At 52.6% G+C, this 25,780-nt stretch carries 22 protein-coding genes and 1 pseudogene; 12 read left to right on the top strand and 11 right to left on the bottom strand.

All coding sequences use genetic code 11. The features are described from left to right. Positions 1-25: 25 nt before the first annotated feature. Both speD and rlmD read right to left on the bottom strand, forming a co-directional pair. Positions 26-853, bottom strand: a complete 828-nt coding sequence (gene speD / locus ACZ5N7_RS12080) for an adenosylmethionine decarboxylase (protein WP_464654438.1) — start codon at positions 851-853, stop codon at positions 26-28. A 175-nt stretch (positions 854-1,028) separates the two neighbouring features. After that, the gene (gene rlmD, locus ACZ5N7_RS12075) at positions 1,029-2,645 is read right to left on the bottom strand and encodes a 23S rRNA (uracil(1939)-C(5))-methyltransferase RlmD (protein WP_464654436.1); all 1,617 of its coding nucleotides are present in this window, start codon (positions 2,643-2,645) and stop codon (positions 1,029-1,031) included. Positions 2,646-2,805: 160 nt separating this feature from the next. Between rlmD and ACZ5N7_RS12070 the strand changes: the two genes are divergently transcribed. Continuing rightward, complete coding sequence (locus ACZ5N7_RS12070; protein WP_464654434.1) at positions 2,806-3,762, top strand: ABC transporter ATP-binding protein; 957 nt, start codon at positions 2,806-2,808, stop codon at positions 3,760-3,762. After that, the gene (locus ACZ5N7_RS12065; RefSeq protein WP_464654432.1) at positions 3,759-4,862 is read left to right on the top strand and encodes an ABC transporter permease; all 1,104 of its coding nucleotides are present in this window, start codon (positions 3,759-3,761) and stop codon (positions 4,860-4,862) included. Before ACZ5N7_RS12070 ends, ACZ5N7_RS12065 begins: the two co-directional genes overlap by 4 nt. Before the next feature lie 265 nt (positions 4,863-5,127). On the opposite strand, the gene ACZ5N7_RS12060 is transcribed toward ACZ5N7_RS12065, so the two are convergent. The 3 genes from ACZ5N7_RS12060 to ACZ5N7_RS12050 form a co-directional block, all read right to left on the bottom strand. Next, entirely contained in the window at positions 5,128-5,352 is a 225-nt protein-coding gene (locus tag ACZ5N7_RS12060; RefSeq protein ID WP_464654430.1) for a hypothetical protein, read from the bottom strand. 233 nt (positions 5,353-5,585) lie between these two features. After that, positions 5,586-5,843 (bottom strand): DUF5132 domain-containing protein, encoded by a 258-nt coding sequence (locus ACZ5N7_RS12055; RefSeq protein WP_464654428.1) that lies wholly within the window; start codon positions 5,841-5,843, stop codon positions 5,586-5,588. Positions 5,844-5,943: 100 nt separating this feature from the next. Then, entirely contained in the window at positions 5,944-10,641 is a 4,698-nt protein-coding gene (locus ACZ5N7_RS12050) for a cation-translocating P-type ATPase (protein WP_464654426.1), read from the bottom strand. A gap of 166 nt (positions 10,642-10,807) precedes the next feature. Here ACZ5N7_RS12050 and ACZ5N7_RS12045 point away from each other — a divergent pair, with 166 nt between their 5' ends. From ACZ5N7_RS12045 to ACZ5N7_RS12020, 6 genes and pseudogenes are all read left to right on the top strand, one after another. Beyond that, the gene (locus ACZ5N7_RS12045; protein ID WP_464654424.1) at positions 10,808-11,005 is read left to right on the top strand and encodes a hypothetical protein; all 198 of its coding nucleotides are present in this window, start codon (positions 10,808-10,810) and stop codon (positions 11,003-11,005) included. Between the two features lie 104 nt (positions 11,006-11,109). Next, on the top strand, positions 11,110-11,475 hold the full coding sequence (locus ACZ5N7_RS12040; protein WP_464654422.1) for a hypothetical protein: 366 nt from the start codon (positions 11,110-11,112) through the stop codon (positions 11,473-11,475). Positions 11,476-11,705: 230 nt separating this feature from the next. Then, the gene (gene ppk1 / locus ACZ5N7_RS12035) at positions 11,706-13,859 is read left to right on the top strand and encodes a polyphosphate kinase 1 (protein ID WP_464654420.1); all 2,154 of its coding nucleotides are present in this window, start codon (positions 11,706-11,708) and stop codon (positions 13,857-13,859) included. 187 nt (positions 13,860-14,046) lie between these two features. Continuing rightward, positions 14,047-14,265: a hypothetical protein gene (locus tag ACZ5N7_RS12030; RefSeq protein WP_464654418.1), complete on the top strand. Its 219-nt coding sequence runs from the start codon at positions 14,047-14,049 to the stop codon at positions 14,263-14,265. A 134-nt stretch (positions 14,266-14,399) separates the two neighbouring features. Then, positions 14,400-16,163, top strand: coding sequence for a B12-binding domain-containing radical SAM protein (locus ACZ5N7_RS12025; RefSeq protein ID WP_464654417.1), 1,764 nt, complete (start codon positions 14,400-14,402; stop codon positions 16,161-16,163). A 36-nt stretch (positions 16,164-16,199) separates the two neighbouring features. Continuing rightward, a pseudogene (locus ACZ5N7_RS12020) lies at positions 16,200-16,307 on the top strand (metallothiol transferase FosB); the annotation flags it as partial. 160 nt (positions 16,308-16,467) lie between these two features. Here ACZ5N7_RS12020 and ACZ5N7_RS12015 read toward each other — a convergent pair. Genes ACZ5N7_RS12015 through mnmL form a run of 4 tightly spaced genes read right to left on the bottom strand, consistent with a single transcriptional unit; the run spans position 16,468 to position 19,303 of the window. Continuing rightward, complete coding sequence (locus ACZ5N7_RS12015) at positions 16,468-17,442, bottom strand: type I phosphomannose isomerase catalytic subunit (protein ID WP_464654415.1); 975 nt, start codon at positions 17,440-17,442, stop codon at positions 16,468-16,470. Positions 17,443-17,500: 58 nt separating this feature from the next. Continuing rightward, positions 17,501-18,079 carry a tRNA 5-(aminomethyl)-2-thiouridylate-methyltransferase MnmM gene (gene mnmM, locus ACZ5N7_RS12010; protein ID WP_464654413.1) on the bottom strand — a complete coding sequence of 193 codons (579 nt, stop codon included), beginning with the start codon at positions 18,077-18,079 and terminating at the stop codon, positions 17,501-17,503. 28 nt (positions 18,080-18,107) lie between these two features. After that, a complete protein-coding gene (locus tag ACZ5N7_RS12005) occupies positions 18,108-18,323 on the bottom strand; it encodes a hypothetical protein (RefSeq protein ID WP_464654411.1) in 216 nt (71 codons plus the stop codon). Positions 18,324-18,355: 32 nt separating this feature from the next. Next, positions 18,356-19,303, bottom strand: coding sequence for a tRNA modification radical SAM protein MnmL/YtqA (gene mnmL / locus ACZ5N7_RS12000; protein WP_464654410.1), 948 nt, complete (start codon positions 19,301-19,303; stop codon positions 18,356-18,358). A gap of 180 nt (positions 19,304-19,483) precedes the next feature. Between mnmL and ACZ5N7_RS11995 the strand changes: the two genes are divergently transcribed. Further along, complete coding sequence (locus ACZ5N7_RS11995; RefSeq protein WP_464654408.1) at positions 19,484-19,954, top strand: WGxxGxxG-CTERM domain-containing protein; 471 nt, start codon at positions 19,484-19,486, stop codon at positions 19,952-19,954. A 147-nt stretch (positions 19,955-20,101) separates the two neighbouring features. Then, on the top strand, positions 20,102-20,860 hold the full coding sequence (trmB, locus tag ACZ5N7_RS11990; protein ID WP_464654406.1) for a tRNA (guanosine(46)-N7)-methyltransferase TrmB: 759 nt from the start codon (positions 20,102-20,104) through the stop codon (positions 20,858-20,860). Positions 20,861-20,916: 56 nt separating this feature from the next. Here trmB and ACZ5N7_RS11985 read toward each other — a convergent pair whose 3' ends face one another. Together ACZ5N7_RS11985 and ACZ5N7_RS11980 are read right to left on the bottom strand one after the other, a co-directional pair. Beyond that, positions 20,917-22,041: an MGDG synthase family glycosyltransferase gene (locus ACZ5N7_RS11985; protein WP_464654404.1), complete on the bottom strand. Its 1,125-nt coding sequence runs from the start codon at positions 22,039-22,041 to the stop codon at positions 20,917-20,919. Positions 22,042-22,185: 144 nt separating this feature from the next. Then, on the bottom strand, positions 22,186-22,713 hold the full coding sequence (locus ACZ5N7_RS11980; protein ID WP_464654402.1) for a phosphatase PAP2 family protein: 528 nt from the start codon (positions 22,711-22,713) through the stop codon (positions 22,186-22,188). 225 nt (positions 22,714-22,938) lie between these two features. On the opposite strand from ACZ5N7_RS11980, the gene ACZ5N7_RS11975 reads away from it, so the two are divergent. Further along, a complete protein-coding gene (locus tag ACZ5N7_RS11975) occupies positions 22,939-24,111 on the top strand; it encodes a glycosyltransferase family 4 protein (protein ID WP_464654401.1) in 1,173 nt (390 codons plus the stop codon). A gap of 384 nt (positions 24,112-24,495) precedes the next feature. Then, positions 24,496-25,731 carry a glycosyltransferase family 2 protein gene (locus tag ACZ5N7_RS11970; RefSeq protein WP_464654399.1) on the top strand — a complete coding sequence of 412 codons (1,236 nt, stop codon included), beginning with the start codon at positions 24,496-24,498 and terminating at the stop codon, positions 25,729-25,731. Positions 25,732-25,780 lie beyond the last annotated feature (49 nt).

Below are 25,780 nucleotides of genomic sequence, written 5' to 3'. Positions count from 1 at the left end.
CTTTTTTTAGTCGAAGGTACAGCTGTTATGATTCACCCACCGAGCCATAGTTAATATTTTTCCCGTAAAAGATTTCGTCCATTTCCCATTTTACACTTTCCGTGATTTCGTTCTGTTCCTCTATACTTAACTTGTCCTTCGTGTATCCAAACAGATAATTATTCAAATCGAATTCCTTGAGCTTGCATTTTGTGTGAAAAATATTTTCCTGATATACGTTTACGTCAATCATATGGTATAAATCTTTTATTTTGCCGGGAATGTAATTCTGGATCGAGCTGATATCGTGGTCAATAAACAATTTATGGCCGCTAATATCCCGTGTAAAGCCCCGGACCCGGTAGTCCATAGTCAAAATGTCCGTATCAAACGAGTGGATAAGATAATTCAGCGCCTTAAGGGGTGAAATTTCCCCGCACGTGGACACATCGATATCCGCCCTAAAAGTGCTGATCCCTTCGTCCGGATGGTATTCGGGATAAGTATGTACCGTGATGTGGCTTTTATCCAATGCCATGACGACCGCTTCAGGAAGAGGCCCCGGCGATTCGTCGAAGGATTCCGTCGGCACTTCTACAATCGGACCCTCTGAGACCAACAAAGTTACGCTTGCACCTTGAGGCACGTAATCCTGTTTGGCGACGTTTAATACGTGCGCACCTATAATATCGGACACATGCTTCAAAATCTTGGTCAATCTGTCCGCGTTGTACTGCTCATCTATATACTCGATATAGGCTTCGCGTTCTTTTTTCGTCTTGGTATAGCAAATATCGTACATATTAAAGCTTAATGATTTGGTAAGATTGTTAAAGCCATGTAATGTGACACGCTGTTCCGGGGTTAGGCTCATGATTCATTTCTCCTTAGGGTTATTAAGTCCAGGATTTGCTTTGCACTTAACTATTTTTATACCCATTCCTTCAGAGAAAAAAACATTCCTTGCCCTCTAAGCGACAATGACCTACAAAGCAACCAGGCTGCCGTTAGGGGCTGTTCCGGTTGCTTTTACAAGATAAGCCGATGGGTTAGTTTTTGACCAACAGAGCGCAGCATTCCACATGCGAAGTCTGTGGAAACATATCTACGGGCTGCACCCATTCGAGGGTGAAGCCCCCGTCCAGCAGCACCCGGCAATCCTTGGCCAGGGTGGAGGGATTGCACGAGACGTAGACGAAACGTCTCGGCTTGGCTGCAATGACCGCGCTCAGCAGCTTGCGGTCGCAGCCCGTGCGGGGCGGGTCGACGACGATGACGTCGGGCCGCTCGCCCCGCTTGATCCAGTCGGGAAGCAGCGCTTCCGACTGGCCGACATAGAAGCGGCAGTTGCCCATGCCGCTTGCATCGGCGTTCCGCCGGGCGTCTTCGACGGCCTCGGCGATCACTTCGATGCCCCGCACCTCCCTGGCGTCCGGCGCGAGCCACAACCCGATCGTGCCCGAGCCGCAGTAGGCGTCGACCACGAGCTCCTTGCCCGTCAAGGCGGCCGCCTCCTTGACGGAGTTGTACAGCTGGACCGTCTGGGACGGATTCAGCTGAAAAAAAGCCCGCGGGGACAAGGAGAACTTGACGCTTCCCAGCGTCTCGTCCAGTCGTTCCTTGCCCCACAATATGGTCGTCTTCTCCCCGAAGACGAGCGGAGTGTCCGCGTCATTCACATTCTGCGCGATCGTGGTAACCTTGGGCAGCCTCCGCCGGATCTCGGCCAACAGCTGCTCCTTTCGGGGCAAAGCGTCCGAGGCCGTGATCAGCGTCAGCTGCACTTCGTCCGAAGTCTGCCCGATCCGGGCCACGACTGTCCGCAGCACGCCCTGGCGCTTTCTTTCATTGTAGACGGAGATCCCCAGCCTGCTTGCGATCTCCTTTACCGCCGCAATCGTTTCGTTGATGGCCGGATGCTGGATGGGACAGCCCGAAATGTCCACAAGCTTATGGCTGCCGGCGGAATAAAGCCCTGTGATCACTTTCCCGTTGTCTATCCCGACCTGCAGCTGCGCTTTATTGCGGTATTGCCACGGCTCGTCCATGCCGAGGATAGGACGGAGGGGCACCTGCTCCAGCTTCGTGTATCGCTGAAAAGCCTCTCTGACGATCTCTTCCTTGGCCGCGAGCTGCGCCTGGTAAGACATATGCTGCAGCTGGCAGCCCCCGCAGGTGTCGTAGACCGGGCAGTCCGGCTTTTTGCGGTGAGGGGATTTTTTCTCCACCTGGACCAGCTCCGCATGCAGAAATCCCGGCTCGATGCGGGTGACCAGCGCTTTGACCACTTCATCCGGCAGCGCCCCTCGTATGAATACGGCCTTGCGCTTGTAGTAGCCGACGCCCTCGCCGTTGATGCCGATCCGTTTGATCGTCACCGCGATGCGGTCTCCCGGCCTTAAGTCCTCCGCGGTCCCTTCGTACTTGCCGTAAGAGGCCTCTCGACCCTGCTTTCGTGCGAATCCGGAAGTGCCGCCCGATCCGCCGGATTTAGGCGACAACTCCGCTCCTGCAGCTGAAGGCTTTCCCGCCAGCGGTTTGCCCGAGGACGGCTTTTGCGCTCTTCCGCCTGACGGCTTTCCCGCCGCCGCCGGATTCCCTTTTGACTGAACGCTGCCTCTGTTTCCTGACTTGCCTTGCGGTGTATTCGAATCGAATTTAGGCATATTTCCTCGCTTCGCGCTATCTTTTTGTTGCTTCTAATATACCACGCGGGGTCCGGCGCACCAAGCTTGAGCAAAAACTGGACTTTAAAAAATCCCGCTGAGCGGATAGAATCGACTTATACAATGAAATCAAAAAAAGAACCCGGGAGGAGCCATACCATTGGAATCCGAGCAAGTTGTAATCGAAGCCGACGGGCTCGTCAAAACGTACGGCAAGTTCCAGGCGGTGCGGGGGGTCAGCTTCCAGGTGCGCCTTGGCGAAGTTTTCGGGCTTCTTGGGCCAAACGGCGCGGGCAAAACCACAACGATGGAAATGATCGAAGGGCTGAGGCTGCCTGATGGGGGAACGGCGAGGGTTGCGGGATTCGACACGCAGAAGGACCTGGCCAAGGTGAAGGAAGTGATCGGCGTGCAGCTGCAGTCGACTTCCCTGTTTGAGCTTTTAAAAGTGAAAGAGATAGTGAAAATGTATGCCAGCTTTTACAAACAACCCGTGCCGGTGGGGCCGCTGATTGAAGACATGACTTTAACCGAAAAAATGAACGACCGCGTCAAGAACCTCTCCGGAGGGCAGAAGCAGCGTCTGGCTATCGCCTTGGCGTTAGTCAATGATCCGAAGGTGATTTTTCTCGACGAACCGACGACAGGACTCGATCCTCAAGCACGCAGGACACTGTGGGACATTATTTTGAGGCTAAAAGAAAAAGGCAAGACCGTCGTGCTCAGCACCCATTACATGGATGAAGCCCATGTGCTGTGCGACCGGATCTGCTTGATGGACCAGGGGCAGGTGATCGCGTTGGATACGCCCGCTGCGTTAGTGCAAAGCCTGCAGTCCGAGAGCGCGATCGAGTTTCGGCTGACGGGAGAGAATCAATTGCCGGAGGAGCGAAGCAGTGCAATGATGCGGGAGCTTGGCGAAATCCAGGGAGTGACCAAGGTGGATCTGCGCAAGGACACCTTCGTTCTATATACGGATCAACTGCAGACGGCGTTAACCGGGCTGATCCGGCACAGCAGCGAAGCCGGTCTCCGGTTGTCGGACCTTCAGACACGCACAGCTACGCTGGAGGATGTCTTCATCCAAATGACGGGAAGGAGCTTAAGGGAATCATGAACGCTTATTGGCAGCTCACGCTCGCCCAGCTAAGATTATTCGCGCGCAATCGGCAAGTATTGTTTTTTACCCTGTTCTTTCCCATTTTTTTCATGATTATGCTGGGATCGTTCCTGGGCGGCGGAGGCACTGCTTCCGTATCGGGATACGTGATCGACCAGGACGCCAGCGCTGACTCTCGGAAACTGCTGGATTCTTTGCAAAAATCCGGCGTTTTGGACGTGAAAACTGCGGATAACCTGGATACCTCCCTGCAGGAACTGAAAAAAGGAGATAAGCAGCTCGTTCTCGTCATTCCCAAAGGATATGCAGAAGCGGTCGCCATGAAAGGCGCGAGCTCGACAAACGCTGCCAGGTTGAAACTCTATTACGATCAAACGAACCAGCCGGCCGCCCAGGTGGGACTGCCGATTGTCGAACGAGCCGTGGATGATATCTCCAAACAAATGTCGAATTACGTGCCAATCGTCACGGTTCACCCGGAAGGGGTCCAATCGCTGAAGCTGCGCTACATCGACTTCCTGGTGCCGGGCATCGTGGCCATGATGATTATGAACAATAATCTGAACGGTGTGGCCGGACAGATTGCTTCCTGGCGGGAGCGGGGCGTGCTGCGCAGGATGCAGAGCACTCCGCTTAGCGCCCGGACTTTTATCGCTGCGCAAATCACGGCGCGACTGCTGCTGAACGGCGCCCAGGCGCTGATCGTGCTGCTGGTGGGCAGCTTGGTGTTCGGCACCCAGGTGAACGGGTCTTGGTGGCTGCTGATTTTCTTCGTCGTATTGGGAACGCTGACGTTTATGTCGATCGGATTTATCATTGCCGGGCTTGCGAAGACACCGGAAAGCGCGGGGCCGATTGCCGGAATAATTTCTTTCCCGCTCATGTTCCTGGGCGGCGTATTCTTCCCGATCAAAAGCATGCCGGAATTCCTGCAGCCGGTCGTGAAGGCCCTGCCTATCTCCCATTTATCCAGCGCGATCAGGCAAATTATGAATGTAGGAGCCGGTTTTGCCGGTGTCTGGACGGAGGCTGTGCTGCTTGGCGGCTGGCTGGCCGTGGCTTTTATCGTGGCAGCGTTCACTTTTAAGTGGGAGTAGGGAGACGTTTGGCGGCTCAGTTGGGGATGCGTGAAATGCGGAAGTGCATAATTTGTAGTTGTGTTTCTTTTTAAAGTAACGTGCGATCTACGGAAAAAGCCTTTTTAAATCGAAAAAGAGAGTGCTTCTCTAATCGACAGCATTAATATCGGAATCTGATCTGCCGCCGTCAGCAAGCCATGCGCAAGGCCACCTGCGTCAAGGCCACGCCCGTGGCGCATTCCGGGCCTCCATCGGCAAAACGGACGCCCAGGGCCACAGTTTCCTACCGCAGCCGGGGAAACGAAATAAAGCTCAGCAGATTGATTCCGGACTTCTTGCCTTTTTCTCTTACCTGTCCCAGAAATTGGCCGAGAAATCCTTCCCATTTTACTCCGATCTGCTTCTTGGCGCCGCTGTTCTCAAGCATCATTCTCACGCTTTGATTTAAAGCGGTTTCCAGGTGAGACAAGGCTTCCCGCAAATGATAATCTATGTCCTGCTCCTCCATAGCATCTCCTCACTCTCCACTTGGTTTGAAGGCCGTCTATTGTTATTCAACCTTGCTATATAAGTTGAACGAAACTGTAACTTGATTACTCTGCATCATCTGAGTGGCATGGCACGGCACCATTTCAGCTCAAAGCACTCGACAAGAGTAACAGGAAAAACTGATGCTAATCTTGAGCAACTGTATCCATTCCAATTATATAGGTTCTTCATAAGCTTGTTTCTTACGTCGCGCTACTCTTCATCAAGCCATGCGATGTCTCTATCCATCTGCTTTTTCATTCGTTCAAACTGTGCTTCGGCGATAATATCCTCTACTTCCTCCCGCGCCATTTGAACGAAAGACCTCGCGCGGTTGATCAGATTGACACCGCTCTGCCTTCCGTTAGCGGCTAGCGGCCGCAGAGTCGATTTGGCGACGGGCAGCAAAGCGGAGGCCGCAATGGCGAGCGCAGTCCCGATTATGATCTTGTCCAGGTTTTTCTGAATCATTGCTGTTCCTCCTAGAAAATGATTTTGCGATTGTACGGCCTAAGCCGCGGTTTTGAACCGCAGGATAGGCCGGAGAAAGCTTTTCGCCCTAAGCCGCGGATTAAACAGCAGCAAAAGCCGGATGCAGCTGTCTGCTTTCCTGCTTTTTCGAAATCAGGGCCAGCACCGGTCTCGACAAGATCGAAACGGAGCCGGCGACTGCCAGAATCGGAAGCCAGTGCCTCAGCGTCAGCGGAGCCGTATGGAAGAATCCCGCTACCGCAGGGATATACAGGGCGGCCAGTAAAGCCAGCCATGAAATGCCGAGGGCGCCAAGCAAGAAACGGTCCTTCGCCCAATCCCGCACAGTTTCCTCCGAGCCCTCCTGCCGCCAGGAGAAGGTTTGGATCAATTGTCCCGACACCAGTGTTGCGAACGCGATGCTTTGTGCAACTGGGAGAGACGCGCCTGTCGCCAGGCTTGCAGCAAATAATCCAAGCGAGCCCAGGCCTAGAAGGACTCCTTTGGTAATTACTTTCTGGTAGAGATCCCTGTCTACAATATCCGTGCGTTTGGTCTGCTTCGTTTTGTTGCCGGGGTTTAAAGCGAGTACCATAGCCGGCAGGGCATCGGTCAAAAGGTTCATCAGCAGAATCTGGATAGGAACGAGCGGGATAGGCAAACCGGCCATCACTGCCGCGCTCGTTACAATAATCTCCGCCAGATTGCCGGTCAATAAGCAGCCAAGCGCTTTACGGATGTTGCCGATAATCGTGCGGCCTTCTTTGACTCCATCCACGATCGTGCCAAAATGGTCCTCCGTCAGAACCATATCCGCGGTTTCTTTCGTGACCTCCGTGCCGGTCCGCCCCATGGCGATCCCCACATTGGCCTGTTTGATCGCCGGGGTGTCGTTCACTCCGTCGCCTGTCATGGCAACAATATGTCCGCGTTTTTGAAAAGCGGTCACGATACGGAGCTTATGCTCAGGCGTGACCCGCGCGAAAATCGAAACGTGGTCCACGACCCGGTCGAGCTCCTCCTCCGATAACCGGTCCAGCTCATGGCCTGACAGAACGTTCTGCGCTCCGTCGTAGATGCCGAGCTGCCTTCCGATGGCGATGGCTGTAATCGGGTGGTCGCCGGTAATCATCACAGGCTTGACCCCAAGCGCAAAAGCCTCGCGGATACTGTTCTCCACCTCCGGTTTGGGAGGGTCGATCATTCCTGCCATGCCGACATAAATCAGCTCCCGCTCGTCAATGCCTTCGTGGTCAGCGTCCTCTTCAACGGGGCGGTAGGCGAAAGCGAGAACGCGCAAGGCATCGGCTGAAAATCTGTCGTTTTGCTGTAAAATTTGCTGTTTTTGTTCCTCCGATAAAGGCAGGATTTCCCCGTTTTTCTGATACCGGCTGCAGTGGCGGAGGATGGACTCCACGGCGCCCTTGGAAAATACGTAGCATTCCTTCTCGGACTGCACGTCTTTACAAACCACACTCATTTTGGCGGTGTTCGAATCGAACGGCACTTCCCGCCCGCGGTGCCAGTGGGACATATCCTTCAGCCACATGCCTTTTTTGGCAGCGAGCGCCAGCAGGGCGCCTTCCGTCGGATCTCCCTTGGTGACCCACTGCCCATCCTGCTGTTCCAGCGTACTGTTGTTGCACAGCAAGCAGATTTGCAGAAGCCTCTCGAGATCGGGGTTTTCTGCCGGCCCTCCGTAGTTTTCCCTTTCCTCCAGAGCGGCGGACGCAGCGGCCACCTCCGGGTTCAGTTCATTTAAGCTGCCCGCAGGGTCATAGCCGTTGCCGCTTACCGTCCAGGCGCGATCCAGCGTGCACAGTGCTTTGACGGTCATCTCATTTTTGGTTAAGGTTCCCGTTTTATCCGTACAAATTACCGTAGTCCTGCCTAGCGTTTCCAGGGAGGAAAGTTTTCTGATCAGCGCGTTTTTCTTCGCCATGCGGAATATGCCCGCGCTTAGCGCGATCGTTATGGTTACAGGCAGCCCTTCCGGTATGGCCGAAGCCGCCAGCGTAATGGAAGTGGAAATCATCTGCGTAATCGGTATGCCGCGCAGCAGCCCCGCCACAAACACAAGGACCCCCGCAACAAGCGCGCCTTTGACGAACTTTTTGCTGATGGATGTTACTTTTTCCTGCAAAGGGGTGGCCTCTTTATCCTGCTGCTTCAGAAGTGACATCAAGTGGCCGATCTCCGTCCCCATCCCGGTCCGTACAACAACGCCGGTGCCCTTGCCTCCGCATACGTCGGTCCCCATATAGAGCATATTGAACCGCTCGGACAGCGAGCAGTCCTCTGTTAGAGAAGGCTCGTTCTTGTCGATGGGCAGAGACTCCCCTGTCAGCGCCGCCTCATTGACGCGCAGGTTCCAGGAACGGATCAGGCGGATGTCGGCCGGCACCCGGTCTCCGGCTTCCAGAGCCACGATATCTCCGGGAACCAGCTCCTCCGCAGAGAGTTCAACCTGCCGGCCGTCCCTGAGCACCCTGCACAAGGGAGCTTGAAACTGGTTGAGCGTCTCAACCACTTTTTCCGCTTTCCGCTCTTGAATCGTCCCGATCGCGGCATTGGCGAGCAGGATCCCGCCCATCGCGATCCCGTCGAATAAACCGCCTGTAAATATCGCAAGCGCGGTCGTCCCGAGCAGAATCATTGTGGTAAACTCCCTGAACTGACTGAGATAGGACATCAGCCACGGAGTCGGCTTTTTGCTGGCCAGACGGTTCCAACCATGCCGGTTCCTGAGGGAAGCCGCCTGTTCCGAGGTCAATCCGCGGTGCTGGTCCACGTGGAAATTTCCCAAAACCTGCTCGCTTGGCACAGCATGCCACAGAACGGCCTCCGAAGTGGCGGCGATTTCGTTCTTGTATACGCGCTCGGGTGCGGACGGAATGGATTCGCTGATTTTCTTGGATCGGGACATGAAAACAAGGGACAAGGCATCCGCGGCCAGATTGACGACGGGAGCGCTGATCACTCCCAGAGTGGCCAGAGCGCTGCCCACTGAATTCCATTTCTTCGTCACTGAAAAGTGCTCGTTCACCGTCTGGTCCATTTTCTCGGCAAAGATCGCACTTTGCTGAATATTTTTCAACTCGTGGATCGAAACAGACGGAATTCCGGCCTCATGAAAAAAGCCATTGACCTCGTTTTCCTCACTGCCTGCCACAAATAATACGTCTTCGCCGAGCTGCTGCAGGACCGCGATCCGTTCGATCACTTCCCCCTGGTGCACAGACAGCCAGCTTTGATCCAGCCGGGAACGGGAAAGCAAGTCCTCGCTCACTTCCATGCTGTTATTTAATAATGCAAGACGCCATCCCTTTTGTATAAAAGAGGCCGCAGCGCGCCCGTTTTCATTCAAGGTGGGTTCCTGGTGCTTGGTGATCAATCCGATGCATTCATTTTTGTTATTACCCAGTTTTCCAGCAAAAAGAACCTCATAGCCTTTTCTTGCCAGCCTTTTGGATTTCAGCTCATAGGCCGCGCAGTCAACGCCGTGCTCCTGCAGGAATTTACAGCTGCCGATCAAGATCAGGCTGCCGTTTACTTTGCCCTTCAGGCCTTCTTTCGTTTCTTCCACATGAAAAGCGGTGCGGATGGTGCGGCACGTTTGTTTCGCTTTGGCATACACCTCTTCTTTCCACGGGTGGCTGCTTTTTTCCAGCAAGGCGGCCGTCAGGCAGATCAGTTTGTCCGCGTGCTCTGCCTCATCGGTGATACATTCAATTTCTTCCGATGCCGGTTTGTTAAAAAGCAAGGAGGAATCTTCAAGCAGAATCGTTTTCGTTCTGGCCAGCCTGGACAGCGACCCTTGTTCCGGCACTACATAATTTCGCTCGCCGGAGACCAGTTCGGCCTGGTTCCAGGCATACTGGGCGGGCATTGTAGCAGGCCGCGGGTTGGCAGCCAGCAGAACGGCAACGGCGCGCAGCGGGTTCCCGGTCACAGCCCAGGTCACACCTGCGCCAATCATCCCCAATTTGCCCGCTTTCTCGCTGTAACTTTGAATTTCAGGCGATAAAGCAATAGTTTGATGCCCGCATATCACGGAGTTGCATCGTCTCCAATTTACATACTGCAAAAGACTCAGTCCGGCAAGCACGACCAGATTCTCGCGTATAAGTGCCAGGGCAAGAGCGCTTGTGCCCAGCACCAAGTCGGAATTTATCGTTTTCTTTTCGGAAAACGTTTGGATTCCCCGCTTCAGGAAGGGGTACCCCGTTAAGACGGAAACAAGCGCGGATAAATAAAAAGGTACCGGACTTCCGGCCAAGGACGACCTTCCCATAAACAGCTGTTTGGCTCCCAAAACCGCCAGACCGCCCATCGACAGAGCCAACGGAAGCGGAATGTTCTCGGCGGATTTTGTATGCTCAGTGCCTGGCAGTGAAGGCATCGTCCGAATGTCCTCGGGCAGCCCGACTTCCACAGCTCCTCCAGCCGCAACCTCCAGCTTCACTTGTTCCGCAGCCGCAACCTCCAGCTTCACTTCTTTCATTTCAGCCGAAGTTTCAGGAGAGACGGGCACGCAAGTTTCCTTTAAGGAAATCTGCCTCTCCAAATTTTGGATCAGTCCGAAAACTTCCTGCAAATTGATTGCTTTTTCGTCATAAACAAGCAGAACTCTGCCTGTAAGAGTACAAGCTTCGATTTTGCTAATCCCTGCGCGGGAGGAAAACTGTTCGATCAGACACTGTGCTATAACTTCGTTTCCTGTCAGGCCACAGATTTCCATGCGTATTCTCCCCGGCAATATGCGGAGAAATCTGTTTTTACTTCGTAATGGAGTCATCCACACCCTCCCCTTAACCTGAGTATCAACTAATCGATGAACAATTATTTCGTTATTATTGACTGCAGGAATTGAAATATACAAGTATTATTAAATGCATTTAATGGAATGATTTAAGTAAAAAACCTCTACCCGAGGCGATTATAAAATACAGGAGGTTTAAAATATGATTAAATCACCCATTGGCATCCTTTTGGCTGCCGCCGCAGTTGTTCTCGCCGTCTCACCGGAAGCGCGCAAAACATCGCGCAGATTGGCGGTCAAAGGTACGGCAGTGCTGCTCGAAATCACGGACCAGATCAAAGACGCCGCCGCTGCGCGTAAAGAAAATGAAACCGGTAGAAAGAGCTCTATCTTAAAATGAGCAGGTTGGTAAATGCATGAAATGCGCTGAATGATGAGTTGCAAATCAATAATCGGGCACAATTCTTCTATGGACTTAACTCACAACAACAAGGAGTGATCGGGATGCTGCAGGGCGGTTCTTTATGGGCAGGAATTATTTCCGGCGGTTTAACACAAATCCAGGACACCAGGAATTTAACCAACGGACAAATGGATAAAAAAGAATTCGCGGTAAGAACGGCGGGCAACGTAACCGGAGCTTTCGGCGTCATGGCCGGCATAGAATACGGCGCGCTGCTCGGCACTTCGATTTTACCCGGAGCGGGAACCATCGTGGGATCCATTGTGGGCGGACTGGTGGGCGACAGACTGGGACGCGTCGTTGGAGTACAGGCGGGCAATGCGCTTGTCCATAATCCGATGCTGAACAGTGTTATGAGGCCTGCGGCGGAAGCTGGCGCTGAAACCCAGTCTCAAATGATGCATTGAATTTCTTTTTAACTGAATAGATATTCATTCACTCGCTGACTCTGCAATCAGGCGGGTGTTTTTTTAACACATTTTCATGCAAAGGGTGACCTCAATGGCCAAAAGCGAGAATGAGCCGACTGCAGATTTGATTACATTTCGCTGCAGTGCCACATGGAGATTGTTTCAAAGAATAGGGACGCTGCTTTTTAAAAGGAAAAATTAGCATGGCAAACGAAAGGAGGGACGGCATGACACCAGAGGGTACGCAGGAACATTCCAGATATATCAATCGGCATTTAAGCTGGCTGCAGTTTAACAGGCGGGTGCTCGAAGAAGGTCAGGACGAAAGCGTCCCTCTGCTCGAGCGTACTAAATTTTTATCCATCGTTTCTACGAATCAGGATGAGTTTGTGAGCGTAAGGTTGGCAGAAATGCTGGATAAAGTCAAAAGCGGAAGCTGCGAGGCCGATTTTACGGGATTAACGCCGCAGCACCTGCTGCAGAAAGTATTGGAATCCATGAAGAGAATGGTAAGACACCAGTACGGCACACACAAACGGATCGACCGGCTGCTGGCGGAACAAGGCATCCTGTTTACCACATACGCTGAGCTCGCGCCCGATCAGAAAGAAGAGATGGAAGCCTATTTTATTGAAAGGGTCTTCCCGGTCCTCACGCCGCTGGCTGTCGATAAAAGCCGTCCTTTTCCACTCATCCGGACCAAAAGCATCTATATCTCGGTTGTCTTAATGGATCCCGGCGACAGGGTAAACCATTTGGCGCTCGTTGAAGTTCCATCCAATCTATCCCGTTTTATCGAGGTTTCGCCGCAGCCCTTGAGAGCGCAGAAAACTTTTATTTTGCTTGAAGATTTAATTAAGCAGTATATCCCTACAATTTTTAACAAGTATCATCCGGTCTCATTAAATATGTTCCGTTTGACGCGCGACGCCGACCTCGTGCTGGATGAAGAGGGGGCGGAAGATCTGCTGGATGAAATGGAGAAGGTGCTGCGCAGCAGAAAGTGGGGCACCCCGGTGCGCCTGGAGGTCGAGACGGGATTTGACCCGTATGCACTCGAGCTGCTGAAAGAAGAGCTGGGCAACGATTACCCTGTATTCGTCATCGATGGCCCAATTGATTTAAGCTATTATATGGCTTTTTCAAGTTCTTTGTCGGGGTATGACCATTTGAGGTATCCGAAATTCGAACCGGTTTATCCGCGGGAATTTGAGGAAACGGATGACTTTTTCAGTGTACTGCAAGCGCGGGATGTGATGGTTTTTCATCCTTATGAATCATTTGAGGCGGTGGGCGACTTTATTGACAGGGCCGCGGAGGACTCCTCCGTGCTGGCTGTTAAAATGACGCTATACCGGGTGAACGGGGATTCGAGGATTATTCAGTCATTGATACGCGCGGCTGAAGCGGGCAAGCAGGTGACCGTCGTGGTGGAATTAAAGGCGCGATTTGATGAAGCCAGAAATATCGAATGGGCGAAAGCGTTGGAAAAAGCGGGATGCCATGTGGTGTACGGTTTGGCAGGCTTGAAGATTCACGCGAAGATGACCATGGTCGTACGCAGGGAAGCCGATTCTTTAAGGCGGTATATCCATGTGGCGACAGGAAATTATAACGGAGACACGGCGCGGATGTTCACCGATGTAGGACTGTTCACTTCCAACCGGAAGATCGGCGAGGATGTCTCCAATCTGTTTAATGAAATCACGGGGTTCTCCACCCCGGGTGAGCTGCATCTGCTGGGCGTATCCCCCACTCATCTAAAACAGCGGCTGTTCAGCCTGATTGCCCGCGAAGCGGAAAACGCCGCTTTAGGCAAGCCGGCCCGGATCATCGCCAAAATGAACGCCTTATCCAACCAGGAGCTCACGGACCAGCTATATGCCGCTTCGCGGGCGGGTGTCAAGACAGACCTGATTGTCCGCGGCATATGCGTGCTGCGACCGGGGATCCCCGGCCTAAGCGAAAATATAACCGTGCGCAGCATAGTCGACCGCTTTTTGGAGCACTCCCGGATTTTTTATTTTGAGAATGCCGGTGAGCCGGAGGTATGGATATCCAGCGCGGATTGGATGACCAGAAATCTGGACCGCCGGATTGAATTGATGTGCCCTGTGCTTGATGCAGGGTTGAAATCCATCGTAGTCCAGTTTTTAAAGTTGATGCTCAGCGATAATGTAAAAGCCCGGCTGCTGCTTGCCGGCGGCCAATATGCGAGGGTGAAAAACGAACAGGTCTCCTATCGCAGCCAGTTTCTGGCTAAAGAATGGATCATGGACAGAAAAGACCTATCCAAGCAGCGTGTCGAAGGCTGGCCTGCCGGGATGGCGGCCCATCCGTACGCAGAGCAGGGCGGCGGCGACTCGGTGGTTTATCACTGAACGTTGCGAGTGGGTGAGAATTCCGCTGCCTTGCTGCGGAAGCAGTTGTTTTATACAGCCTTTGCAACCGACGTGTATATAACCCGCTTTCCGGGCATGCTTGACAATAATATATAAAAATACAGTGCAGCCGTAGGAAGTCTTTTGTCCTACTCTGCTATTCGCGGCGACAGGAGAGAGTATCGGGATGATTTTATATCAATTGGCGAAATGGATGGAAGAAAGGGCGGGCTATATGGAGCATTTGAAGGATACTGCTGGAGATATAACCTTTTTCAAGTATAAAAAAGAACAGCTGGAGGAGACCATCATTTCCCAAACGAACGAGTGGATGACCCTCCACAGTATATATGGCGCGCCTTCCCGCACTGCCGGCCTCAGCGCGCTGGACCACGAGATCGGTTAAAGTCTTTCCATCCGCTTTTTTTCAGTGTAGAATAGAGGGGTCTTGTCGCCCGCCATTACAAAAGCTTTACATATGGGGGGTCGGCAAAAGCCAGCCGCTGCCGGCAAATTACGCTGCAAAAGAGGCCTGTTAACATGAAAGTCGTATTAACCACATTAAACGCCAAGTACATTCATACGTCTTTGGCTTTGAGATATTTGAAAGCGTTCTGCGACAAAGACTTCGATGTCGAGATCAGCGAATATACAATCAAGGACCCGGCGATGAATATCGTCTCCGACCTGTTCCGGAAGCGGCCCGATGTCCTCGGGTTTTCCTGCTACATTTGGAACATCGAGGAGACGATCGCCGTCATCGGCATGATCAAAAAAATCATGCCCGAGCTTACCGTCGTACTGGGCGGTCCCGAAGTGTCCTACGACACGGAATATTGGATGAACCGGATTCCCGAGGCCGATTACATCGTGATGGGCGAAGGGGAAGAGACGCTCCACCATCTGCTGAAGGAGCTCACGGGAGATAGGGCGATGTATTCCGTGTTCGGAGCCGTCTACCGCAAAGGCGGTAAAGTGCTGACCAACCCGCCCCGTCCCAAGCTCAAGCTGGATGATATTCCGTCGCCGTACCGTTTCGCCGAAGATGTGCCGAGCCTGGCTAACCGCGTTGTTTATTTCGAGACTAGCCGGGGCTGCCCGTTTTCCTGCCAATTTTGCTTATCGAGCATTGAGGTTGGGGTGCGGTATTTCGATATGGAGCGGACCAAGCGCGACCTTCTGTATCTGATCGATTCCGGCGCCAAGCTGATCAAATTCGTGGACAGGACGTTTAATATCAAAAGAGATTATGCTATGGAAATTTTCCGGTTTTTGATCGAGAATCATAGAGGCTGTGTGTTCCAGTTCGAGATTACTGCCGATATCATGCGTCCCGAGGTGCTGGACTTCCTGTCCGAGAACGCGCTTCCAGGGGTGTTCCGGTTTGAAATCGGGGTTCAGTCCACCAATGAAACGACGAATGAACTCGTGAAGCGCAGGCAGAATTTCACCAAGCTGGCACGCACCGTGGACAAAATAAAACAAAGCGGCAAGATCGACCAGCATCTGGACCTGATCGCCGGGCTGCCGGAGGAGGATTACCACTCTTTCCGCAAAACGTTCAATGACGTGTTCGCCCTGGGGCCGGAAGAGCTGCAGCTCGGTTTTCTCAAAATGCTTCGCGGCACGGGAATGCGCCACGATGCCGCCAAATACGGATACATCTATATGGACCATGCGCCGTATGAAATTTTGGGCAACGATATATTGCCTTTTACCGATATTATCCGCATCAAAAGGGTCGAGGACGTACTGGAGAAGTACTGGAACGCCCACCGGCTGGACCACACGGTCCGCTACCTGATCGATCACGAATTCAGCTCCGCCTTCGATTTCTTTCAGGAGTTCGGCGATTATTGGGAGAGCAGAGGCTGGCAGCGGATCGGCCATCAGCTGGAGGATTTATTCACGCGGCTTTATGCGTTTTTGAGACAGCGCGGAGCCAGGCAGCTGCCCGTGATCGAAGGATTGATGAAGCTCGACTACTTCGCCGGCCATAAATATAAGCCCCGCAAAGTATGGTGGAACTTCTCTCTGGAAAAAGAACAGCAGAACGGTCTGTACAAGCTGCTTGCCGAGCATCCGGAGGCCGTATCAGGCGGATTTGCCTCGCTGGAGGTCAGCGAAAAGGAGCTTCATAAGCATGTGATGGTGGAGCAGGTCCCTTTTAATTTGGGACGGTATTTGGAGACGGGTAAAACGGACGGAAGCGGCGAAAGCCTGCTGATCGCCTATTTCCAGCCGGATTCAGGCGAAGAAGCGCAAATTTACTCAATGGACCTTCTGCGTCGGATCTCCGTTTAACCTTATAAAAACAGGGGCTTAGGCGTTTTAAGTTTCCTTTTTGTCGATGGACTTTCCGCCGCATATCCCGGACTATGGTTGGCTCTGAACGAAGAGCGGCACATTCCACGGGAAGAGATTGGGCAATCTTACACCCACATTGCGGGGCAGCGGGGGGAACGATTTTGCGGAATTCGCGAAAGTGAAGTACCCCTCATTGTAGATAACGTGTTCACCCGAGAGAATAGCCCTGACTCAGGAAAGCGTCTTGACTCCAAAAATCGAAAAAAGAAGCCCTCCGCGAAGGAAAAGCCTCCTGTGCTGATTAGTGGATATAACTCCTTAACACCGTCAAATTGCCTTCCAGCGCATAATCTCCGAGTGCCGCCGGGACAAGGAAACAATCGCCGGCTTTGGCATCGAGAGCGCCGTCTGCCCAAGTAAGCTGGCCGGTACCTTCACAAATGACATGTATGACAAAGCTTTCGGCTGTCGTGCTCAAACTCCAGTGTCCGTCGACTTTCCCTTTTTCCACGATAAAATAAGGAGATTGCGCAAGAGCCAGCCACTCGTTGGGGGTAGGGAGGTCCGTTTTCATATAGGTGGAGCCGGCGCCGTCGTAAGCAATCACGTTAAGGGAATCCTCGATATGAAGCTCGCGGGGCTGTCCGTCAAGTCCGGGCCGGTTGTAATCGTACAGGCGGTAAGTGGTGTCTGAGTTCTGCTGGATTTCCGCTACCAGCACGCCTGCCCCCAAAGCATGCACCGTGCCCGCAGGAATGTAAAAAGAGTCTCCGGCCCCCACGCTCACTTCGTGCAGGCTGTCCAGAATCCGGTCTTCCTCGATCGCTTTAGTCAGGGATTCGCGGCTTTCGCCGTCTTTAAGGCCGTAAATGATTTTGGCTCCGGGTTTAGCTGCTAATATGTACCACATTTCCGTTTTGCCCAATTCACCAGGCGTTAATTTCCCGTAGTGATCATTGGGATGGACCTGGACGGAGAGGTCGTCTTCACAGTCCAGAAGCTTGATCAGCAGCGGGAAGCGGCCGTTTTTCTCCGAGAACCCGCGGGATCCGAAAAATTCCTTGCCGTACTGCTCGCGCACCCGATCCAGGCCCCACCCGGCCAAGCCGCCGTTCATCACTTTCGTTGTACCATTGGGATGGTCGCCGATCATCCAGCCTTCGCCGATGCGCCCTTCCGGCAAAACGAGGCCGAACTGCTCTAAAGCCCGCCCGCCCCAAACTCGTTCTTTCATTTCAGGTTGAAACTGTAGAGGATACGGTTTAACTGCAGACACGGCGGAAATCCCTGCTTTCTTGTAATAATTGGTCTTTTCTGGTTATTATACCATAGCTCTATCTTTTTTCGATAGCGATGAGGAAGGGAGGGTGCTGCCGCTGGTTCATAAACCGGTATTGCAGCACTTGATACTCCTTCCGGGAAAGGCTGGCGGCCCATTTCATTACAGACTGGGCTTCTTCCTGCCCGCCTTCGTGACCGGGGTAAAGCACCGCCGTGATAACGCCGCCTTTGTCAAGCAGGTTTAGCGCGGCGTCTAGCGCTGGAAGGGTGGTCGAAGGTCTCGTTATGGTTGCGTGGTCCGCTCCCGGAAGGTAACCTAAATTGAACATGACGGCTTGAATATAGCCATGGTTTGAGAAGGGAACCGCTTCAGACATCTCCGAATGGCTGCGTAGAAAGAATTGGACTGTTTCGGCGGCCGCAGGGGATTCATTGCGCAGGCGGGCGGCAGCGTTATCCAATGCTTGCTGTTGGATGTCGAAGCCGTACACCCGCCCGTGGAGACCGACCAACCGCGCAAGAAAAAGCGTATCCACGCCGTTTCCGACCGTCGCGTCGACGACAGCGTCTCCGGGTCGCACACGTTCTTCGATCAGCTTGTGAGCAAAGCTCAGAATTGACGGAAAGCCCATGTAAACCTTCCTTTCCAAGGTAGTCGACTCAAGGGGCTGCGGCTTTGGCAGCCTCTGTGGGCTGAGGCTGCGGCACGATCGGCGCCGTAGGAGCGTGCGGCTTGGCTGGCTGTGCTGCATCAGCCTCCGGCTTTGTCATCTGCTGCTTTAGGGCAGCAGAATTAGGTTTGGGCGGCTCTGATTTGGGAGGGGCTGCAGCCGCGCCCAGCCGCGAGCCAACCCAGCCCTCCCGCGTGGGCTGCAAATCTCAACCCCACGCCGCGGCCAAGCTACTGCCTATGCCTGCCAAAACTTGCCCTGCCACGAATCTCTGCGCTTTAACTCAGCGTCAAACGCGTTAAGCACTTCCCACTTTTTCAAACTCCACATCGGGCCGATCAGCAGGTCCCGCGGCGCGTCGCCTGTCAGCCGGTGAACGATCATTTCGGGCGGCAAAATTTCCAATGTATCGACAATAAGCTTCACATATTCGTCTTTCTCCAGAAATCTGAGAAGCCCCGCCTCATACTGCTTGACCATGGGAGTTTTGCGCATCAAATGGAGAAGGTGGATTTTGATCCCCTGCACGTCCATCTGAGCGACAGCTTTGCCTGTTTCCATCATCATTTCGTGCGTCTCGCAGGGAAGCCCGTAAATAATATGGGCGCAGGTCCGGATATTGTGCTTTCTCAGCTTGGCTACCGCATCAATATAGCACTGGGTGTCGTGGGCCCGGTTGATCAGAGTCGAGGTTTTCTCGTGGATCGTCTGCAGCCCCATTTCCACCCACAAATAAGTCCGCTTGTTGAGCTCCGCCAAATATTCCACAACATCGTCAGGCAGACAGTCCGGCCGCGTGGCGATCGACAGCCCTACCACACCAGGCTGTTTGAGAATCGCTTCATAGTATTCTTTTAATTCCTCGACCGGCGCGTAGGTGTTCGTATAAGCCTGGAAATAGCCGATATACTTGGCTTCGGGCCATTTTTGGTGCTGCAGGTCCCGTATTTTATTAAACTGGGTGACCAGGTCGTCTCTTCGGCTTCCGGCAAAATCGCCCGATCCCCGCGCACTGCAAAACGTACAGCCTCCGGCAGCGATTTTTCCGTCCCGGTTAGGGCAAGTAAAGCCCGCATCAAGCATCACTTTGAACACTTTCGTGCCGAACTCGCGCCGCATTTCGAAGTTCCATGTATGAAAACGTTTATCCTCCCACAGGAGGGGTTTAACGGAAGATTGCTGCATTTGCGATAAACTCCTTTTTCGTAATCATAACATTATTGTAATCAAAAAATCTGCAAAAGCGAACCCCTGTAATTTTTACCTCTACAATGAAGCTGCCAATAACTGCTCACAGCATAAATCCCTGGCACTCAGAGAAACATAAAGATGCAACAAAATACTCTTCATGAAGGGAGATTTACGATGAACAAGCGTCACGCGGCTGCTTTCGTTTTGGCGTTGGGACTGGGATTGGGTCTTGGAGCTGACGCCTATGCCGAAGGTTCCGCTGCTGGAACCACCAGCACCACCAGCACAACAGGAACCACTACCGGAACGAGCGGAACCGGAACGAGCACCGACACGACCGGAACAGGCACGACTTCAGGTTACGGCACTACCACCGGCTATGGTACGACAACGGGTACAGGTACGAACACGTATGGTACAGACAACTACGGCGGTGCAGCAAACAGGATGAACACCAGGGCGGACGGAACTACTGGAACTACTTCAACTTACAGCACAGATTATTACGGAAATGCCAACAACTATAGAACTTATGCGGATACTCGTCCGAACACCAACTACGGATGGTTGGGTCTTTTGGGATTGATCGGACTCGCGGGGATGCGCGGCAAAGACAAAAGCCCAAATAACCACCCTAACCGTTAATCCGCGGGCTTCCTGGAAAACACCCTCGAAAGAGCGGTGTTTTTTAATGATTTTCCAATTTGGAAAGCCCAAGAGCTAACCTTTGATTTTCGGCCTGTAATGGACTATCATTTGCATGAGACAATGATGGATCTGGAGGCATAATAGATGAGATTACGCGGAAGAAAAGGGATTCGTGAATCGATTGAGCGGCAGCAGGATCTGGTGATTCTGAATCCACGCGATTATAAAGGCCAATGGGCGGAATATTTCGGCAACGGCCGGCCGATCCATGTAGAGCTCGGTATGGGCAAGGGCCGGTTTATCTCGCAAATGAGCATCAAACACCCGGAAGCGAATTTTATCGGTATCGACATGTACGACGAGCTTCTGCGCAAATCCAGCGAAAAAGCCCGCGCCGCCAGACTGGAGAGCGGGATCGGTGATACAAGCAACCTGGCGCTCGTCCTGTTCAATATCGAACACATAGATGAAATCTTCGGCGCAGGGGAGATCGATCGCATTTATCTTAACTTCAGCGATCCGTGGCCCAAAAAAAAGCATGAACGCAGAAGGCTCACCCATCCGAGGTTTGTCCGAAAATATCAAAGCTTTCTGAATGAACGCGGAGAAATTCATCTCAAAACCGATTCACAGACGTTATTTGAATTTTCATTGAATTCCTTTGCCGACCTCGGACTCCGCATGCGCAATATTACGCTTAACCTTCATAGGGACCAAGTGAATCCCGACCATGTCATGACTGAGTACGAAATGAAGTTCGTCGAGCAGGGCGTCAACATCCACCGATGTGAGGTAGTGATCGGGAAGCAGAGTCTGGACCAGCATGTCAAAGCGCTGGAGGCCGATTTTGCAGACAAGGGCTTTGGCAAGCGAAAAGCGCCTGAGCATTTCCCCGAAGCCTGACCGGCACGAAAAAGGTCTCCCGATGACGGCGCCGACAGCCGCCGGGGAGACCTTTTTTAATTGTAGCTCAGCAAATGCTCGATGATCGCTTGAGAGCATTCCGCGGGTTTGTATTGGTGGAACCGGTTGGTCATGAACTCACGGTGCTTCACCACTTCGGGATACTGCTCAACCAGATGGGATAACCAGGCGTCTATCGTTTCCTCGGAGATGACCTTCTCCCCGAATCCCTGCTGTGTAAAATATAGCACATTCTCTTCTTCCTGCCCCGGAATCGTGTTGTAGAAGAGCATCGGGATGCCCTTGGCCAGGCCCTCCGTGCACGTCATACCGCCGGGTTTCGTGATCAGCAGGTCCGAAGCGTCCATCAGCTTGTCGACGTCTGAAGTGAAGCCCATCAAACGGATGTTTTGGTGACGGAAGCTGGGGTGGTCCGACAGCTTCGCTAACGTCTTGACATTGCTCCCCAAGCAGAAAATGAGCTGCACCTGATCGCGCCATCGGGTGATATGCTCCATCAGCTTCTCGTTCTTCACAAGCCCCCAGCCGCCGCCCATAATGAGAACGGTAGGGAGGGGCTTCAAAAACAGCTGGCTGCGGATTTCCTCCCGATTATTGGGGGCCCAGAAATTCGGGTGGATTGGAATCCCCGTCACCTGGATGTTCTGTGAAGGCACTCCGCGGTGCATCAGCTTCATTCTTACATCCGGCGTCGACACCAGGTACCTGTTTACTTCCGGATTCACCCAAGTGCCGTGCGCGTCGTAATCCGTAATGACCGTAAACAGGGGAACGGACAGGCCGAACCTTTTTAATCTGGACACTACGGCATTGGGAAAAGGGTGCGTGCACACGATCGTGTCCGGCTTGAGCTGTTTAATGATCTCCGCTGTCTGGGAGTAGCAGATGCGGTGGAGAGCGAGCCTGGTGAAGCGGTTTAACGATTTTTTGTACTGGGAACGATAAAGGGCTCCATACAGTCTCGGCTGCGACGTTACGGTTTTACGGTACATGGTGAATATCCACGGCGCGATGGTCGGATGCAGGAATGAGCCCAGCTCCATTACCCTCGTCTGAACGGCGGGGTCCAACCGCCGCAAGCCAAGGGCCAGCGCGTGAGCGGCTTGCGTATGCCCAGCGCCAAAGCCTTCGGACAACAGCAAAACTCGTTTCTTTCGCAATGAATTCACCTAACCTTACCATGGAAGTTTCTAATTTTATCATTAACCGTTTTTTGAAAGATTATATCAGTTCCTTGCAAATGCACAACTGGACTCGGGGCTGGGATGGGCGAAATTAAATCGGTGCTGCAGATCAATTCTGATCTAACCAACAAATAATACGCTTAAAACCGCCGCGGCAGAACCCAGAAAAGAACCTGCCAGCACATCCGAAGGATAATGAAGCCCCAAATAAATTCTTGATAGCCCAACCAGCAGGGCGATGGCCACAACCGCCAACCCGAACCAGAAAGAAAGAGCGGCGAAGGGGATCACAATCGAAAAAATCGCCGTTGTATGGCCGGAAGGAAAAGAATGGTCCGTCAGCGGATTCTTGCCTATTTTGGCGTCCGGCAGCACCAGGTAGGGGCGCAGACGCGGGTATTTTTTCTTGATAATCGCCACAGGGATGTGGCTCAGAGCAAGCGCCAGGCAGCTCTGCAGTCCGGCGAGCCTCCAGTGCCCGTGTCCGAACACCGCGACCATAAGGGCGACAGCGATCGTAAAAGTAGCGCCTCCCATATGGGTTATTCTCGAGAATAAAAAGTCCAGAATCCCGTTATGGATCTTCCGGTTGACAAAAAAGAACATCCTTTGTTCACGAACCTGCAGCCAACTCACCATCCGACTCATGAAGTTCGCCTCCTTGGATTGCATTACCTTGTGGAATATATATTTTAAGTGTAGCTTACAATTGTTAAAGGGATATTAATTCCAAACCGAATTAACATAAAAAACTTTAATTTTGAGTTGATTTTCAGTTAACATTTCGGCGATATGATCAAATTGACACCTTTTTACAGGTTGCTGCGGGTTCCATCAACGCTTTCCGGTGAACACCTAAGGAGGGATCGGGTCATGCGAGTCGCTTTGTTTACGGACACTTACGTGCCGGACGTCAATGGAGTTGCCAAAACACTGGGCCGCTGGGTTCAATATCTTGAATCCCGTGGAGCGGAATGTAGAGTATTCGCGCCTCAAAGCCAGCAAGGACAAACTGAACAATATGGTGTGGAAAGATTTTACAGCATTCCTTTCCTGTTGTACCCGGAGTGCAGAATGGCTATCCCGAACCCGATGATTCTGAACAAGGCGCTGAGAGAGTTCCAGCCAACCATCGTGCATGCAGCTACGCCGTTCAATCTCGGACTTTTCGGGCTCCGTTACGCCAAGAAAAACAAAGTGCCGTTCGTCGCTTCCTACCATACGCATTTTGACCGCTATTTGAGCTATTACAAGCTGCAATGGATGGAGCCTATGCTGTGGAAGTATATGCTCTGGTTTCATCAGGATTGCCGCAAAATTTACGTGCCTTCCCAATCGACTCTGGACCACTTGAAAAGCAAGGGCATGGGCGCTCTTGAAATTTGGTCAAGGGGAGTCGATGTGGGGCGGTTTCAACCTCTCGTCGACAGGGTAGAAATTCTCAGAAAGTATAGAATACCGGCTGACAAATTCGTCCTGCTCTTCGTGGGCCGTCTGGCTCCGGAGAAAAGCGTCGATGTGCTGCTTCAGGCGTTCCGCTCTCTGCCTGGGTCCGTGAGAGATCAATGCGTGCTCATTATTGCGGGAGACGGGCCCCAATTCGCGCAGTTGAAAGAAGATTGCGCAGGCGCCGCCGATATTCGTCTGCCGGGCTTTGTGGAAGGGCAGGAGCTCTCGGAGCTCTATGCCGCCGCTGATTTGTTCGTGTTTCCTTCCGCGACCGAAACCTTCGGCAATGTCGTGCTCGAGTCGATGGCTTCGGGCACTCCCGTGATCGGAGCCGACGCAGGAGGAGTCAGCGACAACATCAAGCATGGAACCACAGGCTGGCTTTGCCCTCCGGGGGATGCCGCTGCCTTCGCGGATGCGGTGGTTGCCCTGTACCGCGAGCACGGATTGCGCAGGCGGCTGGCGATACAGGGCAGGGAGTACAGCCTCTCGCAATCCTGGCAAGAAATTTTCGGCAGATTGTTCCATAGCTATGAGGAAGTATGCGAAAGCGCGTCGGCAAAGCAGAAGACAGACCTTCTCACCGCCGTGAAATAAGCGGCATGAAGTTGTTTTGGAAGCAAAGGTGTTTTATAATAAAACAGGCTATATGTAGCTTCCCTGTTATTTCCTTGCCGGCCATCGGAGAGAATGAACGGAAACGGGAAGGATTCGAGCAGAAATATAAGAACAGCAGGCTAAAGCCCCTTCAAATTAGTCAATACTAAGGTAACGCATCGACTGCCGTTATTTTGGGATTTTGACAAATGGGTTCAAACAAGAGAAAATCTAAGACGGCTGCCGAACCAAAAGGGGTAACAAGACACGAATAGTATAAGTGAGGCTTCCGATCGAAGCGGTTCGACGAGGCGAATTCGTGTTTACAGACAAACCGCAGAGAGAAAAACAATAGGGGTATATTTAAAAAGGGGGACTTAAGCGATGCTGGACACAATCTTGCTCGCACTGCAGATTGTCTTGGCGTTAATCGGAGGCTACCAGCTGTTTTTGACTTTTTTCGGTTGGTCAAAGCCCAAGGCAACCAAGCATTTCGCGCCGACGAAATCATTTGCGGTTCTTGTCGCGGCTCACAATGAGGAACAGGTTGTCGGGGCGCTGATCGAGAATCTCAAGCGGTTGGATTATCCGAGACATTTGTACGATATTTTTGTGATTTGCGATAACTGTACCGACAATACAGCGGAAATCGCCCGTTCCCTGGGGGTTTACGCATACGAAAGACGCAATCCTAACCTCAGGGGAAAAGGCTACGCGATCGAGTGGATGCTTAAGGAGCTTTGGAAGCTCCCGCGCTCTTACGACGCCATCGTGATGTTCGACGCGGACAACCTGGTAAATCCTGATTATTTGACACATATGAACAACGACCTGTGCAACGGTTCGCGGGTGATTCAGGCCTACCTGGATACCAAAAACCCTCACGATTCCTGGGTCACCTCCGCTTACGCCATCACTTACTGGTATTGCAACCGTCTATGGCAGCTGCCGCGCAAGAAGCTGAAGCTGGCTAATTATCTGGGCGGTACAGGCATGTGCTTCGAATCCAATCTGCTGAAGGAAATGGGTTGGGGGGCCACATCCCTTGTCGAGGACCTGGAGTTCACGATGCGCTGCGTGCAGCGCGGCATTTACCCGACTTTTAATCACGAGGCGAAGGTCTATGACGAGAAGCCTCTGACGTTCAAGGCGTCCGCCAAGCAGCGGCTTCGTTGGATGCAGGGACACTTTACCGTGGCCAGAAGATTCTTCTTCCCGCTGCTGCTGCAGGGGATCAGGGAAGGCAGCTGGGCCAAGATCGATACGGCCATCTACGCTTTGAATGTGTACAACACGTTTGTCGGCTCCATTGTCACCGTTCTTCTTTGGGGGGATCTGGTGCTGACCGGAGGGACTTCTTTTACATCGCTGTATACGGTCGCTCCTTTGGTTTTCAACATTCTCACCGTCGCCATCTACGCCCAGTTCCCGCTTGCAATGATCATGGAGAAGGCGCCGCTCAAGTCGTACAAAGGCCTGATCACCTATATCGTCTTCCTGCTTTCCTGGTGGCCGATTACGTTCTACGCGTTCTTTACTCAAAACAACAAGCAGTGGAGCCATACCGAGCATACCCGCGTCATCCGTCTTGATGAAGTTCAGAGCAAGCAGGTAAGCTAACAGCTGCAAGCTGTGAGCTAAAAGCATTGACATTCCCTTTTAAGCGTGG

Source organism: Paenibacillus sp. JCM 18996 (genome assembly GCF_055392555.1).
Note: the sequence above shows the minus strand (reverse complement) of the source record. Positions and strands in the feature narration are given on the sequence as shown.

What these genes read in the sequence shown, in the direction of transcription:
- ACZ5N7_RS12050 (WP_464654426.1), bottom strand. Translation starts at nt 10,641, where the DNA reads ATGACTCCATTACGAAGTAAAAACAGATTTCTCCGCATATTGCCGGGG.
- trmB (WP_464654406.1), top strand. Translation starts at nt 20,102, where the DNA reads ATGAGATTACGCGGAAGAAAAGGGATTCGTGAATCGATTGAGCGGCAG.
- ACZ5N7_RS11995 (WP_464654408.1), top strand. Translation starts at nt 19,484, where the DNA reads ATGAACAAGCGTCACGCGGCTGCTTTCGTTTTGGCGTTGGGACTGGGA.
- ACZ5N7_RS11980 (WP_464654402.1), bottom strand. Translation starts at nt 22,713, where the DNA reads ATGAGTCGGATGGTGAGTTGGCTGCAGGTTCGTGAACAAAGGATGTTC.
- mnmM (WP_464654413.1), bottom strand. Translation starts at nt 18,079, where the DNA reads ATGGGCTTTCCGTCAATTCTGAGCTTTGCTCACAAGCTGATCGAAGAA.
- ACZ5N7_RS12055 (WP_464654428.1), bottom strand. Translation starts at nt 5,843, where the DNA reads ATGATTCAGAAAAACCTGGACAAGATCATAATCGGGACTGCGCTCGCC.
- mnmL (WP_464654410.1), bottom strand. Translation starts at nt 19,303, where the DNA reads ATGCAGCAATCTTCCGTTAAACCCCTCCTGTGGGAGGATAAACGTTTT.
- speD (WP_464654438.1), bottom strand. Translation starts at nt 853, where the DNA reads ATGAGCCTAACCCCGGAACAGCGTGTCACATTACATGGCTTTAACAAT.
- ACZ5N7_RS12030 (WP_464654418.1), top strand. Translation starts at nt 14,047, where the DNA reads ATGATTTTATATCAATTGGCGAAATGGATGGAAGAAAGGGCGGGCTAT.
- ACZ5N7_RS12040 (WP_464654422.1), top strand. Translation starts at nt 11,110, where the DNA reads ATGCTGCAGGGCGGTTCTTTATGGGCAGGAATTATTTCCGGCGGTTTA.
- ACZ5N7_RS12045 (WP_464654424.1), top strand. Translation starts at nt 10,808, where the DNA reads ATGATTAAATCACCCATTGGCATCCTTTTGGCTGCCGCCGCAGTTGTT.
- ACZ5N7_RS12025 (WP_464654417.1), top strand. Translation starts at nt 14,400, where the DNA reads ATGAAAGTCGTATTAACCACATTAAACGCCAAGTACATTCATACGTCT.
- ppk1 (WP_464654420.1), top strand. Translation starts at nt 11,706, where the DNA reads ATGACACCAGAGGGTACGCAGGAACATTCCAGATATATCAATCGGCAT.
- ACZ5N7_RS12060 (WP_464654430.1), bottom strand. Translation starts at nt 5,352, where the DNA reads ATGGAGGAGCAGGACATAGATTATCATTTGCGGGAAGCCTTGTCTCAC.
- ACZ5N7_RS11970 (WP_464654399.1), top strand. Translation starts at nt 24,496, where the DNA reads ATGCTGGACACAATCTTGCTCGCACTGCAGATTGTCTTGGCGTTAATC.
- ACZ5N7_RS12065 (WP_464654432.1), top strand. Translation starts at nt 3,759, where the DNA reads ATGAACGCTTATTGGCAGCTCACGCTCGCCCAGCTAAGATTATTCGCG.
- rlmD (WP_464654436.1), bottom strand. Translation starts at nt 2,645, where the DNA reads ATGCCTAAATTCGATTCGAATACACCGCAAGGCAAGTCAGGAAACAGA.
- ACZ5N7_RS11975 (WP_464654401.1), top strand. Translation starts at nt 22,939, where the DNA reads ATGCGAGTCGCTTTGTTTACGGACACTTACGTGCCGGACGTCAATGGA.